Here is an 18,868-nt window from a genome sequence, read left to right on the forward strand (position 1 = left end):
GCTTGGGGTGTCAGTGCTTGCGAAGCTTGGGGGTTATCTGCCGGGCGAACTGCCGAAACGAGGCTTTAACCGTACCCAGCGCGTCCGGACCGCCATGCAAAAGCGCTGACATATAGGCTTTCGCCTGCTCGGGCTTTATATGCGGTGGGATCGGCGGAACATCAGGGTCAGTTATAACTTCCAGCACAACAGGGCGGTCAGCACTTAAGGCCTGCTCCCAGGCAGTGGCAAGCATCTCAGGATCGCTGACCTTAATGCCCTTGAGCCCAATAAGCTCGGCATATTCGGCATAGGGAAAGTCAGGGAGATCCTGCGAGGCTTCATACTTCGGGTCGCCTTCTATTACCCGCATTTCCCACGTGACTTGATTAAGGTCCTGGTTATTAAGCACCATAACGATCAAGCGTGGGTCCGCCCACTGCTGCCAATACTTGGCAATGGTAATTAACTCCGAATTACCGTTCATCTGCATGGCCCCGTCTCCAACCAATGCAATGGCCACCCGTTCGGGATAAGCGAACTTGGCGGCTATCGCATAGGGAACGCCATTTCCCATCGTGGCAAGTCCACCAGAAACCGATGCCATCATGCCACGGCGTAATTTGAGATCACGTGCGTACCAGTTAGCAGCGGAACCGGAATCGCTGGTCAGAATGCAGTTATCAGGCAGGCGCGGCGACAGCTCCCAAAAAACACGCTGCGGATTAACCGGGTCAGCCTCCGCCATGGCACGCTCTTCAAGCACTTCCCACCATTGGGCAACACTTTTCTCAATATCTTGACGCCAACCACGATCTGTTTTCTGCTCTAAATAGGGCAACAGCGCTTGTAAGGTAGTCGCGCTATCACCCACAAGGTTCACCTCCATTGGGTAACGCATACTCACCTGGCGCCCATCAATATCGATTTGTACACCCCGGGCCTGCCCCTCCTCCGGTAAGAATTCCGAATAGGGGAAGCTTGAGCCAATCATCAATAGCGTGTCGCAGTTGGCCATTAACTCCCAGCTTGGGTTAGTACCCAGTAACCCGATAGATCCGGTAACGAAAGGCAAGTCGTCAGGAAGCACTGCACGCCCCAGTAGCGCCTTAGCGACACCAGCGCCTAGCCTGTCAGCCACCTGAATAATCTCATCGGTCGCATTCAGAGCCCCAGCACCCACTAGCATCGCCACTCTCTTTCCTTCATTTAACACTTGGGCGGCTTGGCGCAAATCATTGTCATGAGGCACGGTAATGGGGCTTGAGTAGCCCACGCCCGAATGCACAGTACCGTGAGCATGCGCAGGTGTTTCAACCGCAGGCTGGGACTGAAGGTCATTGGGAACGATGATAACCGTCACGGTCCGCTCGGCGAGGGCTATACGGATAGCGCGGTCAATAAGGTGGCGTATCTGAGCTGGGCTGGTCGCCATATGCACGAATTCATGGGCGACGTCTTTGAAAAGCGACACCAGGTCGACTTCTTGCTGATATTCACCGCCCAAGGCCGCACGTGCTTGCTGGCCAACAATGGCGACGACTGGCTGATGATCTTTTTTGGCATCGTACAAGCCATTAAGCAGATGAATGGCACCAGGCCCGGAAGTCGCGGTACACACACCCACTTCCCCCGTAAACTTGGCATGAGCACACGCCATGAATGCCGCCATCTCCTCATGACGGGCTTGCACGAACTCGAACTGGTCACCCGCTCGTTGTAATGCCCCCATGATGCCGTTGCTGCCATCCCCCGAATACCCGAAAATACGTTTAACACCCCACTCACCCAAACGTTGAACCAGAAAATCACCTACCAGCTGCTTACTCATTTAAGCCTCCATGGCAAAGCTACGCCTTAGCTCGTCACTTTCATATAAATGTTCACTAGGCCTATAGGTATAGATACGGGTATCAGCAAAGGTCAACTTGGCAGGGCTTCTTGTTAATTATTATTAAACAACAACCTGTAGAGTAGGCTAGTTTGGTTGCTAAACGGTCATGTTCATTTTTTTAATTCTCATGGATTACCCACCATAACGAAATGTATGCCTCGCACCTGAGAAGAATTTAGTGATTTCGATGCCAACTATTTTACACTTGGGCAAGGCGAACCCAGCGTAACCGACGATATAATCTAGATATACGTTATTTACTTTTACGCTTAAAGCAAGAAGCCCGACCAGAGGCCGGGCTTTAACGTTGCATCCTTGTACACTCCGCAAGCTTCCTGCCTGCCCATCCTTAGGGAGTCTTCCTGACTCACTACTCCTTGCTGAACATCCTTGTCCAGTGGGTTGAGATTGCCACACTAAAAATGGCCTGTAAGTAACATAGTATAATTGATAGTAAAAACGCACTTATTTATTAACCTGCAGTAACTCTGTTAGTTAGCCAACTAGCCAAACAATGAGGCCACCTGCTAATCCACTTCGGGTTAAGTAGTAGAAACTTAGCCATAAGTAGTTATAACTATAATCTTATTTATCATACTTATTGAGGACGCCATGCACTCTAATACAAATTAACAATAAGAAACGTTCTTTTGATTTAAAAATAGTATGTAACATTAGATGAAAAAAGGCCTATAGTCTTTCATCACCCGTATTCGGGTTGATACATAACTCATGGAGGAGAAAGTGATGATCGCTGTTCATCAGGGTACCAAAATTGCGTTTTCAGCTATTTACCGGCGTTTGGTTATCAACCAGCTTATTAACCGTGTCGACAGCCTTGAATCTGAAAAATATGGGCTTATCGCCGAAAACAAGATATTGGCTACTGAAAACGCCAAGCTACGCAGGGCATTAGCAGAGCAACATAACGATGTAGCGTGATATTTAGTTCTGCGACCCTTGGCTAGCCGTAACGACGTCTAGGCCAAGGGTGGCGGAGTCTATGAGAGTTTTCAGCCACAAGCGGTTCAATCAAACTTTCTTTTTATCTCCGGTAATTTCATCGGTGACTTTTCGCAATCCCCTTTCAATCGGATGCTCATCATCATTATCACCTGTCACGCTAAACTCTGAGTTCGCCCCCCCGCTGTATATTTCTGCACCACAAGTGCCACACGTTGGGAGGGCATTTTCCGTATCGTTTGCGTCGGCGATATATTCCTTACCACATTTCTGACACTTATCGACATGTTCCATGGCCGTTCTCCTTTTTCCTATATCACTTCAACCTTAGAAGAAAGAAATGGTTCCATAAAGTCCGGGCAAGCCGATAACCACGTAGAGCGGTCCTATTGCATCAGACTACCGCCCGCGTCGTCGTCAAGCGCGACTCCCTGGACGCCTATCTCCGCCTCTAATGACAACAGGTAGTGGCGCAATGCGCGCCGCGTTGCCTGTTCCTCCAGGTGATGGCGAACACGTTCGGTAACGGCTTCGTAAGGCAGCAACTGCCCTTCCTCGCGGGCATCAACCACCACCAAGTGCCAACCATAGCGGGAGGCAATGGGCCGCTCATGAAGGCCGTTGGGTAAGTGGTGTAGCACTCGGTCAAGTTCAGCAACCGTTTGCCCTTGGGCCAACCAGCCGAGTTCCCCACCTTGGGTGTTGGAAGGACACGCTGAGTGGCGCTGGGCAAACTCCGTAAAGCGCGCAGGATCGTCCTTCAATGTTTCCAGCAGTGTTACGCCTTGCTGATAGTGTGCATCCCGAGCCACAGCATCTTCAGGCGCCGCAGCCAGCAAAATATGACGCACCTTTAAGCGTGTGGGCTCACTAAAACGCTCGGGGTGGTGCGCATAAAAGCGTTGGCAATCCTCGGTGCTGGGTTCCGGCACGTTCAGCGCCTGCTCTAGAAGCTGTGCAATCACCTTGTCATCGGCTGTTTCATTATCAGCCAATAACCCTTGCGCTTGGGCCTGCTGACACAGCAGCTCACGGACAACCAACGCCCGCGCAGCCTTAAGCTGGGCACTCCCCGCACTGTCTGACGGGTGATACTGCATTTCATGGGCAATGTCGCTTTCTTCAATAGCGCGGCTGCCCACCTGTATCAATGGTAGCGTGGCTTCACTTGGCAGCGCTTCGATATCAATCATTTGCATAACAACTCTCCTGATAAATTAGCGCTTAGCCGCGTTTACGCACTAATTGATAGCGCCGGGTCAGATAACCGAAAGGCGCGCTCCATACATGCACTAGCCGAGTGAAAGGGAACAACAGGATAATGGTTAGCCCCAAAAAGATATGCAGCTTGAATATCCAGGAAACATCTTGCAGATAGTTCGCTGCGCCGCCGTTAAAGAACACAATGGCCTGTGCCCAGCTTGCCAATGTCAGCATCATTTCGCCATCCATATGGCCCAGCGTGAAGAAAATGGTCGTCAGTCCAAGGCATGCCTGAATAAGCAAAATAGCCAGAATCAGCGTATCCATTTTACTCGATGAGGCGCGCACACGTGGATTGAACATCCGCCGATAAAGCAGCATCGCCCCGCCGATCACACACAACACACCGGCAATACCACCAATCACCACGGCAAGCAGTTGCTTAGTGCTAGGGAGAAGAAAGTGCTCATACATCCAGTGTGGGGTAAGCAGACCAACCAAGTGGCCAAAAAAGATGGTAATGATGCCGATATGGAAGAGATTGCTGGCCAGGCGCATGTTTTTGGTCGACAGCATCTGGCTGGAGCCGGTCTTCCAGGTGTACTGCCCGTAGTCAAAACGCACCAGGCTCCCAAACAGAAATACGGTACCGGCGAGATAGGGATAGTAGCCGTAGATAAAATACTCGAGGTAAGTCGTAATAGCGGACATTGAGATTCTCCTGTTAACGACCCATTGCCGGAGGCTGGGCTCCGGGAGAGAGAATGCGAACGGCATCGTGTTGAACACCCTGCTTGCGTTCAGCCAAGCGACGCCCTTCGGCAGATTGCAACGCACAGTCCTCGTCGGATGCCGCAGAAAAACGTACAGCTTCCTCTTCCCATACGGCATCCAGCGCTTCGGGGGTATTGTCAGGCTTTTCCGCCTTCACAACGGGGCGATGCGCGTTTATGTCTGCTTCGGCGCCGATGAGCGCCAGCAGCGCATGGGTCACCAGGGCATAGTCGCTATCACGCTCTTCCAGGCGAGCGGCAAGTAGCGCCAGAATATGGCGAATATTGCCAATCCAGCGGGCCATTTCCACATCGCTTCGCGTGGAGAGATACTCCAAGAACAGCGGTAAATAGTCAGGCAGCTCCCGGGCGTCTAGCTCAAAACCCGCCTTTCGGTACTCATCCATGAGATCCACCATGGCCTGGCCACGCTCTCGTGATTCTCCGTGTACGTGTTCAAACAGCAGCATCGATGTAGCCCGGCCCTGTTCGAAAAGCGCGACATACTCGGCTTGAAGGCTTAAAAGCTCGCTATCGGCAATTTGCTGACACCAACTCATCAAACGTTGGCGTAACGAAGCGGGCCAGCGATTCTCCGCGGCCACGATCTCGACAAGCTCCCCTACGGCCTGCTGCAATTCAGCTGTTGGGTAGTCAAGCAACCGCGACAATACGCGCAGGCTTCGCATGGTCTGTTGCTCTGGGGTCAAGAGCGGTTCTGCCAGATTACTCATGACGCGCCTCCTCGGATTGCGCCTGCGGATCAAAAACATTGACCGGCTTCACCATCGTGCTTTCAACAGGCCGACCGTTGAACAGGTTCGCTGTGCTCTCGCCGTTGCACCCGTCACCAAAGGTGAATCCGCACCCACCCCGTTCTGGGAAGGCGTCGCGCGCCATCTCGCGGTGGCTGGTTGGAATCACGAACCGATCTTCATAGTTGGCGATTGCCAGATAGCGGTACATATCCTCCACCTGAGCAACGCTTAGACCCACATCTTCCAGCACGCTGATATCCGCTTCTCCTTCAACATGCTTACCGCGCATATAAAGGCGCATCGCCATTAAACGCTTAAGCGCGAGCACAACGGGGGCTTCTTCCCCGGCGGTCAGCATATTGGCCAAGTACTTCACCGGGATGCGCAGCGACTCAATTTTTGGCATCACGCCATCGAACTCGACCTTACCCGCTTCGGCCGCAGACTGAATGGGCGACAGCGGCGGTACGTACCAGACCATGGGCAACGTGCGGTATTCAGGGTGCAGCGGAAGCGCCAGCTCCCAATCAATGGCCAGTTTGTAGACGGGCGATGCCTGAGCGGCCTGAATGACGTTGTCGGGAATACCGTCTTTCTTGGCTTGGGCAATAACCTCGGGGTCATGAGGGTCCAGGAAAATGTCGCGCTGGCGGTGGTACAAGTCCTGCTCGTCGGCGGAACTTGCGACTTCCTCAATGCGGTCAGCGTCATAAAGCAGAACACCCAAATAGCGAATGCGCCCCACGCAGGTTTCTGAGCAGATAGTTGGCTGGCCCGACTCAATACGCGGGTAACAGAAAATGCACTTCTCGGATTTGCCGCTTTTCCAGTTGTAGTAGATCTTCTTGTAGGGGCAACCGGAAATACACATCCGCCAGCCGCGGCATTTATCCTGGTCAATCAGTACGATGCCGTCTTCTTCACGTTTATAAATGGCGCCACTGGGGCAGCTTGCCACGCAGGTAGGATTAAGGCAGTGCTCACACAAGCGCGGCAGATACATCATGAAGGTGTTTTCGAACTGGCCATAGATATCTGCCTGCACCTGTTCGAAGTTGATGTCCTTGCGGCGCTTGGCAAACTCGGTGCCTAGAATTTCCTCCCAGTTAGGGCCCCATTCAATTTTCTTCATACGCTCGCCAGAGATCAGTGAACGCGGGCGGGCTACCGGCTGGTGCTGGCCGGGCTTGGCAGTGTGCAGATGCTGGTAATCGAAGGTGTAGGGTTCGTAGTAGTCATCAATAGCGGGTAAGTCGGGGTTGGCGAAGATATTGGCCAATACACGCCATTTACCGCCAATGCGTGGCTCTATCTTGCCATCACGGCTGCGCATCCAACCGCCCTTCCACTTGGCCTGGTTTTCCCACTCCTTGGGATAGCCGATACCCGGCTTGGTCTCAACGTTGTTGAACCAGGCATACTCGACACCTTCGCGGCTAGTCCAGACGTTTTTGCACGTTACTGAGCAGGTGTGACAACCAATGCACTTATCAAGGTTGAGGACCATGCCTACCTGAGAGCGAATTTTCATTTCACGGCCTCCTGAACGTCATCCTGGCCTTCACCATCCAGCCATTCGATATGCTTCATCTTGCGTACCAGCACGAACTCATCGCGGTTCGAGCCTACGGTGCCGTAGTAGTTGAAGCTGTAAGCGAGCTGGGCGTAGCCGCCGATCATATGAGTGGGTTTAGGGCAAACACGCGTCACAGAGTTATGAATACCACCACGCGTGCCGGTAATTTCCGAACCGGGTACGTTCACCTGACGCTCCTGGGCGTGGTACATCATCACCATGCCATCCTTAACGCGCTGGCTGACCACGGCGCGGGCAGCAATCGAGCCATTGGCGTTATAAACCTCTATCCAGTCGTTGTCCTGAATATCGATATCGGCGGCGTCACCTTCGGAAAGCCACACCACGGGGCCACCGCGGTTCAGCGTCAACATCAGCAGGTTGTCGGAGTAGGTGGAGTGAATCCCCCACTTTTGGTGCGGTGTCAGGAAATTCAGCGCCTTGCTTTTGAAACCGTTATCCTCGGGCAGCTTGAAATTTTCCGCGGCGCGGGTATTGATCGGTGGGCGATACACCAACAGGCTTTCGCCAAAGTCACGCATCCAGGCATGATCCTGATAGAACTGCTGACGGCCACTGACCGTGCGCCACGGAATCAGCTCATGAACGTTGGTATACCCGGCGGTATAGGAGACGTGTTCATCCTCCAGGCCCGACCACGTGGGGCTGGAAATGATCTTGCGCGGTTGCGCCACGATATCGCTAAAGCGGATTTTTTCATCCTCTTTAGGTCGTGCCAGATGCGAGTGATCGCGTCCGGTAATTTTGGAGAGCGCCTCCCACGCCTTGAGCGCTACCTGACCATTGGTTTCTGGCGCCAGCGTCAGTACGGTTTCAGCCGCGTCAATAGCGCTTTCGATGTTCGGGCGCCCTTTTGCCGGGCCTTCATGCTTAACGTGATTCAGTTTGCCGATCAGTTCTATTTCGCTATCCGTGTTCCAACTGATGCCTTTGCCACCATTACCGAGCTTTTCAAGCGCCGGGCCAAGTGAGGTAAAACGCTCGTACGTGGCGGGGTAATCGCGCTGTACTTCTATCAATGCAGGCATGGTTTTGCCGGGGATGGGCGCGCACTCTCCCTTCTTCCAATCCTTTACATCTATCTGCGCGAGCTCGCCCGGGGAGTCGTGCTGCATGGGTAGCGTGACTAAATCCGTCTCTTCACCCAAGTGGCCCACACACGCTTTGGAGAATGCCTTGGCGATGCCTTTATAAATATCCCAATCGCTGCGCGACTCCCAGGCAGGATCAGTGGCAGCCGTTAGCGGATGGATAAACGGGTGCATGTCAGAGGTATTAAGGTCGTTCTTTTCATACCAGGTCGCCGTGGGTAGCACGATGTCCGAATAGAGGCAAGTCGTCGACATACGAAAATCGAGCGTGACTAATAGATCAAGCTTGCCTTCAGGCGCCTCGTCGTGCCATTTAACCTCTTCTGGCTTCTGCCCGCCAAAATCGCCCAGGTCTTTACCCTGAATGCCATGCCGAGTCCCCAGCAGGTACTTGAGCATGTATTCATGCCCTTTACCGGAGCTACCCAGCAGGTTAGAACGCCAGATAAACATGTTACGCGGGAAGTTGGGGGTTATCCGGGTCTTCGGCAGCAAAGGAAAGCTCACCGGCTTTTAATTGCTGAACGACATAATCCTTGGTGGCCATGCCGGCGTCTTTGGCCTTGCCCGCCAAATGCAGCGGATTCGTGGTTAGCTGAGGGGCAGACGGCAGCCAGCCCATACGCTCGGCGCGTACGTTGTAGTCGATCAGGCTGCCGGTGTGACGGCGAGGGTCAGCCAGTGGTGAAAGAATCTCTTTGATCTCAAGCTTCTCATAGCGCCACTGCGAAGAGTGGTTATAGAAGAATGACGTAGAGTTCATATGACGCGGTGGGCGCGTCCAATCAAGCCCAAATGCCAAGGGCAGCCAGCCCGTTTGGGGGCGCAATTTTTCCTGGCCGACATAGTGTGCCCAGCCGCCGCCGCTCTGGCCAATACACCCGCACATGATCAGCATATTGATCAAGCCGCGATAGTTCATGTCCATGTGGTACCAGTGGTTCATACCGGCACCCACGATAATCATGGAGCGCCCACGTGTCTTGTGGGCATTATCGGCAAATTCCCGCGCGATACGAGTACACTGCTCTGCCGAGACGCCGGTAATTTTTTCCTGCCAAGCGGGGGTGTAAGGTTTTATCTGGGCATAGTCGGTAGCGCCATCGTCCTCACCCGCTTGACCAAACCCACGGTCAATACCGTAGTTGGCACACATCAGGTCAAAGACCGTCACCACCAGCACGCTGCTGCCATCGGCTTTTTGCAGCCGTTTAGCGGGCAGGCTGTGGAACAAGCGGTCGCCACTTTCGCCTTCTACATGCGCAAAGTGCTTATGCTCGATACCGCCGAAATAGGGAAAAGCCACGCGCGCGACGTCGTCATGGCGCTCGGCAAGGCTCAGGAGAGGTGAAATCTCAACGCCGTCGGCATCCAAAGGCTCCAGGTTCCATTTACCCTGGTGAGCTTCTTCTTCCCCCCATCGGAAACCAATAGAGCCCTGCGGGACTACCAGCTGATCACGTGCGTCATCCCAAACCAGTGTTTTCCACTCAGGATTATTGTCCTGCCCCAAGTGATCAGCAATATCACTGGCGCGCAGTTGGCGCCCGGGCACAAGAGAGCCATCATCGCGTGGCTCCAGCTCGACCAGGCAGGGCATATCGGTATACCGGCGCACGTAATCGGTAAAGTAGGCGCTGGGATTTTCAAGGTGAAACTCTTTGAGAATGACGTGGCCCATGGCCATGGCGAGCGCTGCGTCGGTGCCCTGTTTGGCAGAGAGCCACTCATCTGTGAGTTTGGAAACCTCGGCGTAATCGGGGGTAATGGAAACGGTTTTGGTGCCCTTATAGCGAACCTCGGTGAAGAAGTGGGCGTCTGGCGTGCGGGTCTGAGGCACATTCGACCCCCAGGCAATGATATAGCCTGAGTTGTACCAGTCGGCAGATTCGGGAACATCGGTTTGTTCGCCCCACGTCATCGGCGAGGCGGGTGGCAAATCGCAGTACCAGTCGTAAAAGCTCATGCATACGCCGCCGATTAACGACAGGTAGCGGCTACCGGCGGCGTAACTGACCATCGACATGGCAGGGATAGGTGAAAAGCCAATGATGCGGTCAGGCCCGTACTGTTTGGCGGTATAAACGTTGGAAGCCGCGATTAACTCATTAAGCTCATCCCAGTTGCCACGAACAAAGCCACCCATGCCGCGGGCGCGTTTGTACTCTTTGGTTTTGGCCGGATCTTCAACAATCGAGGCCCAGGCCTCTACCGGGTCGCCTTTTTCACTTAACGCTGCACGCCAAAGCGCCAACAGCGGTTTACGGACAAGGGGATACTTGAGACGGTTAGCACTGTAAAGGTACCACGAGTAGCTCGCCCCTCGAGGGCAGCCGCGAGGCTCATGATTAGGCAGGTCGGGGCGTGTACGCGGGTAATCGGTCTGCTGAGTTTCCCATGTCACCAGGCCGTTTTTGACGTAAATTTTCCAGCTACACGAGCCGGTACAGTTAACTCCGTGGGTAGAGCGGACGACCTTGTCGTGTTGCCATCGGCGGCGGTAACTGTCTTCCCACTGGCGGTCTTCCTGGCGAACTTCGCCGTGGTCATTGGCAAAAGGCTCGCGCGTTTTGCGGAAAAAATTTAGCCGGTCAATGAAATGACTCATGGTCGATCTCCCTGGCGCCAAAAAGAAAGCAATGCCTAAACAGACGTCTTGGAAATCGATTCTGAGCGATTAAAACGGCAATATCTGCCAGGTTACCTCCATATAACCCCACCCTACCTCTTAAGGGATACGCGGCTAAAGACCACAGGCGACGACGTTTCATTCATGGCAGTAAATCAGACAAGATAGCGATGAAACTCCGTATAACCCCTCAGCGAAAAGAGGTGTTTTTTGTTCACAAGAAGCTATTTTAATCCAGAGATAAACGTATGATTGAGCACTATTTTGCGGTTAAGCATCTTCATATGGCGGCCGCCTATGCGAGCCTCGCCTTCTTTATAGTACGTGCTTATTGGTCAGTCACTGAGCGACCGATTCTTAAGGCGCGCTGGGTCAAGATACACCCCCATATCATCGATACGGCGCTTCTAACCTTCGGCGTGCTATTAGCCATCATGCTGAGCTTCTGGCCACTTCCGCCATGGATCAGCGCCAAAATCACCGCGCTGATTGTTTATATACTACTCGGTACAATGGCGATTAAACGCGGTAAAACACCAGCCATTCGGGCCGGTACCGCCGCGGCGGCGGTGCTGGTATTTATCTATATACTGGGCGTTGCGATGCATCGGACTCCGCTTTCATGGCTAAGCTGATGACGTTACCCATAAAAAGTGACGCCATTAGCGCGCATTACTCACCAGGCGGGAATAACATACCGGCGTGAAGTTGGTAGAGTTCTGGCTGATGCGCTTCAGCAATTCGGGTGACGCGTTCGATTCCCTCCTCCAACAAGTGCACTTCTATTTGGCGGCGGTCTTCACGTCCTTGACGGCGCTCAACGAGTGATAGCTGCTCACAGCGATCGACCAATGCCACAGTGCCGTGATGCTTGGCTTGCAGCCGCTCGGCAAGCTCACCTACCGTTGCCCAATCACGCTCAGCAAAACCGCGTAAGTGCAGCAACAGCTGGTATTGCAACGCGGTGAGCCCATGCTTGCGACAGATATCTTCGCTGCGACGTAAAAAACAGCGTAACTGATAGCGAAACTGAGATAGACGCTCGAAATCTTCCTTATCAAGCTCACCTTTTTGCACTGCTGTTTTTTCTGCCATGGATGCTCCTTAACGTGCTCGTGACGACTTTCCCCCGCTTGACAATACCGAAGACGTCCTCTAAAAATAAAATATCATTATATGATATATAGCCGTTTAATTCTAAGACACCAAGAGGTAGTTGAGATGAATGTACTTACATTTTTCAAAATGCCCTTTAGTCATCGCGCTGGTTGGCAAGCGCTTAAATCGAACTCGCCTTCCATTCCGACGTTAGCGTAGTGTGTGGTTCTTCCCATGTCGTTATTGCCCCCTTTAATGCTCTATTATGCAGGAACGCATTATGGCGATACCTTTATGACCGGTTTTGCTGAAAGGGAGTGGCGATTTATTACGACAATTCTTTTTTTGGCCGAGCTACTGACTTTTTTTATAATGGGCTGGGTTATTCACGCAGTCGTCAATGGTGTCGAGCAGCTTTCAATTAGCTATAAAAATGCCTATTTACTTGCCACACTCGCTCCTCTTCCCTTATGGATATCAGCCCTTGCGCTATGGGTGCCCTCGTTATTTTTCAATGTGATCGTCGGATTGGCGGCTCTAGGCGTTTCATGCAGTCTGATTTATCACGGCTTGCAAGCGCTCTGCACTCGTAACGAGCTGGATGTTGCCACTATATCAGCTACTTATACTATTATGTCAGCCGGTATTCTTGGATGGGGTGTTTTGCTCGCGGTTGTTTGGGCTTACTAAACGCCGTTGAACACCATGGTAGTTCTAGCGCATTTTCAATGTGCGAAGACGTCGCTTGTGAGCACTAAAAATAACGCTCATCAGAAATACTCGAATCTAAAAAATCACACGGCCTCACATTTGTTTAGGTTTTACGTGATAGGCCTCTTAACCAACCATTATATTGACGAGAGACAAAGAAGATTACATGATTCACCAAGATACGGTGTATCTGCTTCTCATATCTTTCGATAAGTAATATAGTCATTTATCGTTAGCCATGCCGTCGGCTTCAGCAGCTTTTACTTATCCTTTTAAGACCTCTCCTTTTTTAAATCCATGGGAGTCGCATGAATCTCTTACGCCACTCTCTTGTAGCTCGTATTACTGCTTACCTCCTGGCCATCACGGGGATGACCGTTCTCAGCATCGGCTTCACCATGATGATTGCCCAAAATAGCCAAGGCGATGCAGCGGCGATTAATGTCGCGGGCTCATTACGCTTGAACAGCGCGCAGCTTTCTGAAGCCTTAGGCCCATTGACCCAAACGCAAAACGGGTCTCAACAAAACGTTAACCGACTGACTGATCAGCTTACCGGGAAACTGGAAGGCCCAGTACTCGCCGTTGGGTATCACTACACCCATGATGAGGTGCTTCAAGAGCAGCTTGCTGGGCTAAAAGCGCTGTGGCATAACACCTTAATCCCCCTGCTTGATGATGCTATTCACGGTAGTAGCAACGATATAGCACAAGCCAGAGTAGCGCTGAATAATCTTATTCATCATATTGACCAGTATGTCTCGACACTTGAAAGCAGCACTAAATCCAAGATGCATTTACTGGGTTCTCTGCAGCTGCTTTTTTTCCTTTTGATTGGTGTGCTGCTTTTCATTGCGCTCTACGATATTCGGCATAATCTGGTGACGCCGCTTCGCCAGCTTAGAGTTCTGAGCCGCGAAGCGGGCCATGGCAACTTCCAGTATCACTCTAATTTTTCCAGCCACGATGAGCTAGGCCAGCTTGGGCGCGCTTTTGATCAGATGGCAGCAAGGCTGGATACGCGTTACCAGGCGTTGGAAGCGCGTGTATCTCACAAGCAGGCAGAGCTTAAACGCCACAATCGCGCCCTCCAGATCATTCACAATGGAAGCCGTACGCTTTATGGGGGCGGCAATGACCTTTGCGTCAGCACGGCACCTATCTTACGCGAGCTTGAAGACTTACTGGATATCGGCCCTATCGTGCTTTCGCTGCGCAGCGAGCATGACGATACTGATATGGCAATTTTGGCAACCCACTCATCCGAGCGGCCTCTCTATTGTCGAGACTTAAACTGCCTTGCCTGCCTGGAGCCGCAACGGGGTAATGCAGTTGCTCGCAATGCCGAAGCGATCGTGCTGCCCGTTGCGGTTGGCGAGGAGATTCTTGGCTCGCTTACCGTGGGCTACTCTGCGCCCATCAACGCATCGAAGCAGCAGCTACTCAATACGCTTACCGACAACCTGGCCACAGCTATCTTTTTGCAGAAGCGTATTGAAGAAGAGCAACAACTTTCTCTTGTCAACGAGCGCACGATTATTGCCCGTGAGCTTCACGATTCACTCGCGCAGTCGCTGTCTTATTTAAAGATGCAGGTAACCCGCCTGGAACGCATGCAGGCGAAGCAATTTTCCGCCGAGCAACAACGTGGCGTGACCAGCGATTTACGTGAAGGGCTGAATAGTGCCTATCGCCAGCTCCGTGAGCTATTAAGCACGTTCCGGCTTAGTTTGGATAAGCCAGGCCTTCAGCCCGCGCTACAGCAAACCATCAAAGAGTTTAGCCAGCGGCTTGGGTTCCCGGTCGAGCTAACCTACCGTCTGCCGCCCCACTTACTTAGCGCAAGTGAAGAAATACACCTGCTGCAAATCACGCGTGAAGCACTCGCCAATACACATAAGCATGCCAAAGCTCACTGGGCACACGTTAGCCTGGTATTTGATCAGGCAACACTGCACTTGGCGATTGAAGATGACGGTATAGGCCTACAGGATGATCAGTCCCCCCCCATGCACTACGGGCTAGTGATCATGCGTGATCGAGCCAATAACATTAATGCCGACCTTCATTTCAATAATCGACCGGAAGGAGGCACAGGCGTTTATCTGTGCTTTACCCCGTTGACCGAACGTCTTATCAAGGAAGGAAGTACTTGAATATGGCTAGCGAAATTTACGACGAGCCCGCCACACTTATCGTAATTGATGATCATCCATTGCTACGACGAGGCGTACGTCAATTACTGGAAATGGAAGATGATCTGGCATTGGTATTTGAAACAGGAAGCCCCCGTGAAGGCATCCATCAAGCCATTACGCTTGACCCAGACATGGTACTGCTGGATCTCAATATGCCCGAAATGGATGGCCTGGAAACACTTAAACATTTGCGCGAAGAAGGTTATGCAGGCCGCGTCATTATGTATACCGTGTCAGATCAGGAAGACGACGTGGTCGATGCGCTACGTGGTGGGGCCGATGGCTACTTGTTAAAGGACATGGAGCCAGAGGATATGATTCATCAACTGCGCCAGGCGGCCAAAGGCCGCATGGCCATTAGCGAAAATTTAACAGCGCTACTTGCCCAAGCATTGCGCAACCAGCGTTCACTCCCTGCGAAACCGTCTATTAATGCGCTTACTCAGCGCGAAAAAGAGATTCTTGCCGAATTAGCCGCAGGCATGTCGAACAAGCTCATTGCTCGCAAGCTTGATATTACCGAAGGCACCGTCAAGGTACATGTTAAGCACCTGCTCAAAAAGCTGAGCCTGCGCTCGCGCGTTGAAGCGGCTGTTTGGGCCGTACAAGAAGGCCTCAATAAGTAGCTGAAAGCCTGCCATGAGTGGATACCCCTTAAAATCCAACTTCCACTTATTGCCATTTATTACACCACCAAACGCATCATTAAAACTTTTAAAAACAATATATTAGATACTCAGCATACATACCTCGTAAGAGGTACTTGAGAGTTCCCATCCATTGACCTGCCTCATTCCCCCTCTGCTTGCTAGCGCGTATCTTTCGTATAAGCAGTGCTATGCGGCACTTTTCTACAAGGGGGTACATGATGGCCAGAAAAAATGCTGACATTGAACGCTGGGATGTCGAAGACTCCGGCTTCTGGGAAAACGAAGGAAAGCACATTGCAAACCGCAATTTATGGATTTCTATTCCGAGCCTTCTGGTAGGCTTTGCGGTATGGATGATGTGGGGCATGATCGCCACCCAGATGCAAAACCTGGGCTTTCCTTTCACTACTGACCAGCTCTTTACCCTTACCGCTACTGCGGGGCTGGCGGGCGCAACATTACGTATCCCTGCGGCATTTATGCTTAGTTTAGCGGGGGGACGTAATACGGTTTTTCTCACCACAGCATTGCTGATCATACCCGCAGCAGGCACTGGGTTCGCGCTTATGAATCCAAACACGCCTTTCTGGATTTTTCAGGCACTGGCCCTGTTATCAGGTATTGGCGGAGGAAACTTTGCCTGTTCCATGAGTAATATTTCCAGCTTCTATCCCAAAAAACAGCAAGGCTACGCACTGGGAATGAACGCAGGGCTTGGCAATTTTGGTGTCACCACCATGCAAATCCTTGTTCCTCTGGTGATGACTGTCGGCCTTTTTGGTGTTCTTGCGGGCGGCCCCATGGAGCTTCAAAACACAAGCGGAACCTTGATTGGCCGCATTGAGGCGGGCACCCTTACCTGGATACAGAATGCGGCGTTTATCTGGGTGCTCTTTCTCATCCCTTTGGCCTTTGCTGGCTGGTTTGGTATGAACAACTTGCGCCCTATTAGCCCCGACCCAGGCACTCCGCTACAGGCATTTGGCAAGATACTGGGGCTTTATGGTGTCGGTATTATTGCGACATTCCTTGGCCTTGTGGCGCTGTCTTGGCTAAATATGTGGCTGGCTCTACCCTGCACCGTCATTGTCACTCTGATCATGCTGCGCCTTATACCTGGCGAACAAATCAAACCTAACATCCAAAAACAGTTTACGATTTTCCGTGATAAACACACGTGGGCAATGACGCTACTTTACATCGTCACCTTTGGCTCATTTATTGGCTTTTCAGCGGCTCTTCCCCTTTCAATCACGATTATATTCGGCAATATGGCCGAAATAGCTGCCGATGGAAGCATTAATCGAATCGCCAACCCGGATGCGCCCAGCGCGCTTACGTGGTCATGGATAGGCCCTTTTATAGGTGCGCTGGTACGCCCTATCGGTGGCTGGGTAGCCGATAAATTCGGTGGCTCACTGGTCACACAAATCATCACGGTGGTAATGGTCTTTGCATCAGCCGGGGCAGGTTACGTCATGATGCTGGCGTACAACGCCACCGATCCTAACCAATACTTCTGGTTATTCATGCTGCTGTTTATGGTGCTTTTCACCGCCAGCGGCATCGGCAACGGCTCTACATTTCGCAGTATTGGCTTTATTTTTGACGGCAGAAAAAAGGTCCGGTACTGGGTTGGACAGCGGCTATTGCTGGTTACGGCTCGTTTATTGCTCCCGTTGTGCTGGGGGATCAAATTCGTGCAGGCTCGCCTGAAGTAGCCATGTATGGTTTTGCCGTTTTTTACCTGGTTTGCCTACTGATCAACTGGTGGTTCTACCTGCGCAAAAATGCCTATGTGCGTAATCCATAGTGATTTGATGCCAATTAAATTGAGGACCTGGATATCAATGCTATCTATCCTATTGACGCGAAAACTCAGGGGGCGCCATGGCTACCCATCGTTTTAAGCAGAATGCGGTACTCATTGCCAACACCTTTGCGTTCACCATGTGCTTTATGGTCTGGACCATGTTTGGTGAAATTGGCGTTCCTATTGCCGAGGAGTTAGCACTTAACGGAACGCAGTTTGGCATTTTAACGGCCATTCCCATTCTTACCGGTGCTCTCGCCCGCTTGCCCTTGGGCTCAATGACAGACCGTTACGGCGGGCGTCCGGTTTTCTTTATTGTGCTTTTGGTTATTGTGCCCGCTATCTGGCTGGTGCAGTTCGCCACCGCTTATTGGCAGTTATTAATACTAGGCGCTTTTATTGGCCTATCCGGGGGGGCTTTTTCGGTTGGTATCACTTATACGGCAAAGTGGTTTGAAAAAGATCGCCAAGGCTTGGCAATGGGGGTATTTGGAGCGGGCAATGCGGGTGCCGCGGTTACCAAATACATAGCCCCTACCGTTATCGTTATGCTTGGCTGGCAAGCGGTACCCAATCTGTATGCGATTATCATGCTCGCAACTGCCGCTTTCTTTTGGTTCTTCTCGTTTACTGACCCGAGCCATCGCAATACACAACGTAGCTCCTTGCGTGAGCAGCTCAACGTTATCAACGACCCAAAAGTCTGGAAGTATTGTCAATACTACTCGGTAGTGTTCGGCGGCTATGTCGGCGTCTCACTATGGCTTACCCGTTACTACATGAATGAATATGGCTTTGGCATTCAATTAGCTGCCGTGATTGCCACTATTTTCGTGTTGCCTTCCGGCATTATTCGCGCATTCGGCGGTTGGTTATCGGATCGTTTCGGCGCCCACACTGTAACCTGGACATGCTTATGGGCGAGTTTAATTGCGCTCTTTATCATGTCCTATCCAGAGACCTACTATAGCGTTCAAGGCGCTGCCAATGGGGCTCGCGTGGAGTTTGGGTTTGGCATTCCCGTGTGGCTTTTCACTACCGCGCTATTTGTAGTGGGCATTGCGTGGGGAATTGGTAAAGCCTCCGTCTTTAAGTATCTTGCCAATGACTACCAGGAAAACCTTGGTTTGGTGTCCGGCATTGTCGGCCTTGCAGGCGGCCTGGGAGGTTTTCTACTGCCTATCATGTTTGGCGCCCTCGTCGACCTGACAGGCATCGCCACCACCGTATGGATGCTGTGCTTCGCGGTAACACTTATTTCGATTATCTGGATGTGGTGGACAGAAAGACGTGTAAAAACGTTTACAAAAGAGACGGAAGATTAAGCAAATCATATTTCCCCCTCTTCTGAAAGCCGTTGCTTACCGTTTGAAGTAGCGGTCTTTAGTAATTTGCCATGATGGAGTGTTGTCTACCACAGTGATCAGCGAGAATTGTAGTGGTTCAATAAAACCGGACACCAACGTAGGTGGTAATATTGCCACCATAAGCGAGGTGTCTGATGACCAGGA

General features: G+C 51.9%; 14 protein-coding genes and 1 pseudogene. 7 read left to right on the forward strand and 8 right to left on the reverse strand.

Features of this window, described 5'->3' with window-relative positions:
- Window positions 1-10: 10 nt before the first annotated feature.
- Window positions 11-1,810: a thiamine pyrophosphate-requiring protein gene (locus INT20_RS03000; protein ID WP_193056415.1), complete on the reverse strand. Its 1,800-nt coding sequence runs from the start codon at window positions 1,808-1,810 to the stop codon at window positions 11-13.
- 810 nt (window positions 1,811-2,620) lie between these two features.
- On the opposite strand from INT20_RS03000, the gene INT20_RS03005 reads away from it, so the two are divergent.
- The gene (locus INT20_RS03005; RefSeq protein ID WP_172116662.1) at window positions 2,621-2,815 is read left to right on the forward strand and encodes a hypothetical protein; all 195 of its coding nucleotides are present in this window, start codon (window positions 2,621-2,623) and stop codon (window positions 2,813-2,815) included.
- A 90-nt stretch (window positions 2,816-2,905) separates the two neighbouring features.
- Here INT20_RS03005 and INT20_RS03010 read toward each other — a convergent pair whose 3' ends face one another.
- The 6 genes and pseudogenes from INT20_RS03010 to INT20_RS03035 form a co-directional block, all read right to left on the reverse strand.
- Window positions 2,906-3,130, reverse strand: coding sequence for a hypothetical protein (locus INT20_RS03010; protein WP_172116663.1), 225 nt, complete (start codon window positions 3,128-3,130; stop codon window positions 2,906-2,908).
- 92 nt (window positions 3,131-3,222) lie between these two features.
- Complete coding sequence (locus INT20_RS03015) at window positions 3,223-4,035, reverse strand: peptidylprolyl isomerase (RefSeq protein WP_193056416.1); 813 nt, start codon at window positions 4,033-4,035, stop codon at window positions 3,223-3,225.
- A gap of 25 nt (window positions 4,036-4,060) precedes the next feature.
- On the reverse strand, window positions 4,061-4,750 hold the full coding sequence (gene narI / locus INT20_RS03020; RefSeq protein ID WP_087105405.1) for a respiratory nitrate reductase subunit gamma: 690 nt from the start codon (window positions 4,748-4,750) through the stop codon (window positions 4,061-4,063).
- Between the two features lie 13 nt (window positions 4,751-4,763).
- Window positions 4,764-5,546 (reverse strand): nitrate reductase molybdenum cofactor assembly chaperone, encoded by a 783-nt coding sequence (gene narJ, locus INT20_RS03025; RefSeq protein ID WP_193056417.1) that lies wholly within the window; start codon window positions 5,544-5,546, stop codon window positions 4,764-4,766.
- The gene (gene narH / locus INT20_RS03030) at window positions 5,539-7,101 is read right to left on the reverse strand and encodes a nitrate reductase subunit beta (protein WP_193056418.1); all 1,563 of its coding nucleotides are present in this window, start codon (window positions 7,099-7,101) and stop codon (window positions 5,539-5,541) included. The genes narJ and narH overlap by 8 nt, the downstream gene beginning before the upstream one ends.
- A pseudogene (locus INT20_RS03035) lies at window positions 7,098-10,866 on the reverse strand (nitrate reductase subunit alpha). The gene narH and the pseudogene INT20_RS03035 overlap by 4 nt, the downstream one beginning before the upstream one ends.
- A gap of 269 nt (window positions 10,867-11,135) precedes the next feature.
- On the opposite strand from INT20_RS03035, the gene INT20_RS03040 reads away from it, so the two are divergent.
- Window positions 11,136-11,522 carry a SirB2 family protein gene (locus INT20_RS03040; RefSeq protein WP_193056419.1) on the forward strand — a complete coding sequence of 129 codons (387 nt, stop codon included), beginning with the start codon at window positions 11,136-11,138 and terminating at the stop codon, window positions 11,520-11,522.
- Window positions 11,523-11,559: 37 nt separating this feature from the next.
- On the opposite strand, the gene INT20_RS03045 is transcribed toward INT20_RS03040, so the two are convergent.
- A complete protein-coding gene (locus INT20_RS03045) occupies window positions 11,560-11,982 on the reverse strand; it encodes a MarR family winged helix-turn-helix transcriptional regulator (RefSeq protein WP_193056420.1) in 423 nt (140 codons plus the stop codon).
- A gap of 237 nt (window positions 11,983-12,219) precedes the next feature.
- Between INT20_RS03045 and INT20_RS03050 the strand changes: the two genes are divergently transcribed.
- The 5 genes from INT20_RS03050 to INT20_RS03070 all read left to right on the forward strand — a co-directional run bounded on the left by INT20_RS03050 (window position 12,220) and on the right by INT20_RS03070 (window position 18,682).
- Window positions 12,220-12,675: a YIP1 family protein gene (locus INT20_RS03050; protein WP_226912002.1), complete on the forward strand. Its 456-nt coding sequence runs from the start codon at window positions 12,220-12,222 to the stop codon at window positions 12,673-12,675.
- Between the two features lie 329 nt (window positions 12,676-13,004).
- On the forward strand, window positions 13,005-14,852 hold the full coding sequence (locus INT20_RS03055) for a histidine kinase (protein WP_193056421.1): 1,848 nt from the start codon (window positions 13,005-13,007) through the stop codon (window positions 14,850-14,852).
- 2 nt (window positions 14,853-14,854) lie between these two features.
- Window positions 14,855-15,520: a two-component system response regulator NarL gene (narL, locus tag INT20_RS03060; protein WP_172116672.1), complete on the forward strand. Its 666-nt coding sequence runs from the start codon at window positions 14,855-14,857 to the stop codon at window positions 15,518-15,520.
- A gap of 239 nt (window positions 15,521-15,759) precedes the next feature.
- Window positions 15,760-17,265: an MFS transporter gene (locus tag INT20_RS03065; RefSeq protein WP_264299221.1), complete on the forward strand. Its 1,506-nt coding sequence runs from the start codon at window positions 15,760-15,762 to the stop codon at window positions 17,263-17,265.
- A 169-nt stretch (window positions 17,266-17,434) separates the two neighbouring features.
- On the forward strand, window positions 17,435-18,682 hold the full coding sequence (locus INT20_RS03070; RefSeq protein ID WP_193056422.1) for an MFS transporter: 1,248 nt from the start codon (window positions 17,435-17,437) through the stop codon (window positions 18,680-18,682).
- Window positions 18,683-18,868: the final 186 nt, after the last annotated feature.

It is taken from the genome of Halomonas citrativorans, from assembly GCF_014898005.1.
Lineage (GTDB): Bacteria > Pseudomonadota > Gammaproteobacteria > Pseudomonadales > Halomonadaceae > Vreelandella > Vreelandella citrativorans.

Bases quoted from the DNA above. Each gene is read 5' to 3' on its own strand.
- narJ (WP_193056417.1), bottom strand. From the start codon at position 5,546: ATGAGTAATCTGGCAGAACCGCTCTTGACCCCAGAGCAACAGACCATG.
- INT20_RS03005 (WP_172116662.1), top strand. From the start codon at position 2,621: ATGATCGCTGTTCATCAGGGTACCAAAATTGCGTTTTCAGCTATTTAC.
- INT20_RS03010 (WP_172116663.1), bottom strand. From the start codon at position 3,130: ATGGAACATGTCGATAAGTGTCAGAAATGTGGTAAGGAATATATCGCC.
- INT20_RS03065 (WP_264299221.1), top strand. From the start codon at position 15,760: ATGATGGCCAGAAAAAATGCTGACATTGAACGCTGGGATGTCGAAGAC.
- narH (WP_193056418.1), bottom strand. From the start codon at position 7,101: ATGAAAATTCGCTCTCAGGTAGGCATGGTCCTCAACCTTGATAAGTGC.
- INT20_RS03040 (WP_193056419.1), top strand. From the start codon at position 11,136: ATGATTGAGCACTATTTTGCGGTTAAGCATCTTCATATGGCGGCCGCC.
- narL (WP_172116672.1), top strand. From the start codon at position 14,855: ATGGCTAGCGAAATTTACGACGAGCCCGCCACACTTATCGTAATTGAT.
- INT20_RS03070 (WP_193056422.1), top strand. From the start codon at position 17,435: ATGGCTACCCATCGTTTTAAGCAGAATGCGGTACTCATTGCCAACACC.
- INT20_RS03000 (WP_193056415.1), bottom strand. From the start codon at position 1,810: ATGAGTAAGCAGCTGGTAGGTGATTTTCTGGTTCAACGTTTGGGTGAG.
- INT20_RS03055 (WP_193056421.1), top strand. From the start codon at position 13,005: ATGAATCTCTTACGCCACTCTCTTGTAGCTCGTATTACTGCTTACCTC.
- INT20_RS03045 (WP_193056420.1), bottom strand. From the start codon at position 11,982: ATGGCAGAAAAAACAGCAGTGCAAAAAGGTGAGCTTGATAAGGAAGAT.
- INT20_RS03050 (WP_226912002.1), top strand. From the start codon at position 12,220: ATGTCGTTATTGCCCCCTTTAATGCTCTATTATGCAGGAACGCATTAT.
- INT20_RS03015 (WP_193056416.1), bottom strand. From the start codon at position 4,035: ATGCAAATGATTGATATCGAAGCGCTGCCAAGTGAAGCCACGCTACCA.
- narI (WP_087105405.1), bottom strand. From the start codon at position 4,750: ATGTCCGCTATTACGACTTACCTCGAGTATTTTATCTACGGCTACTAT.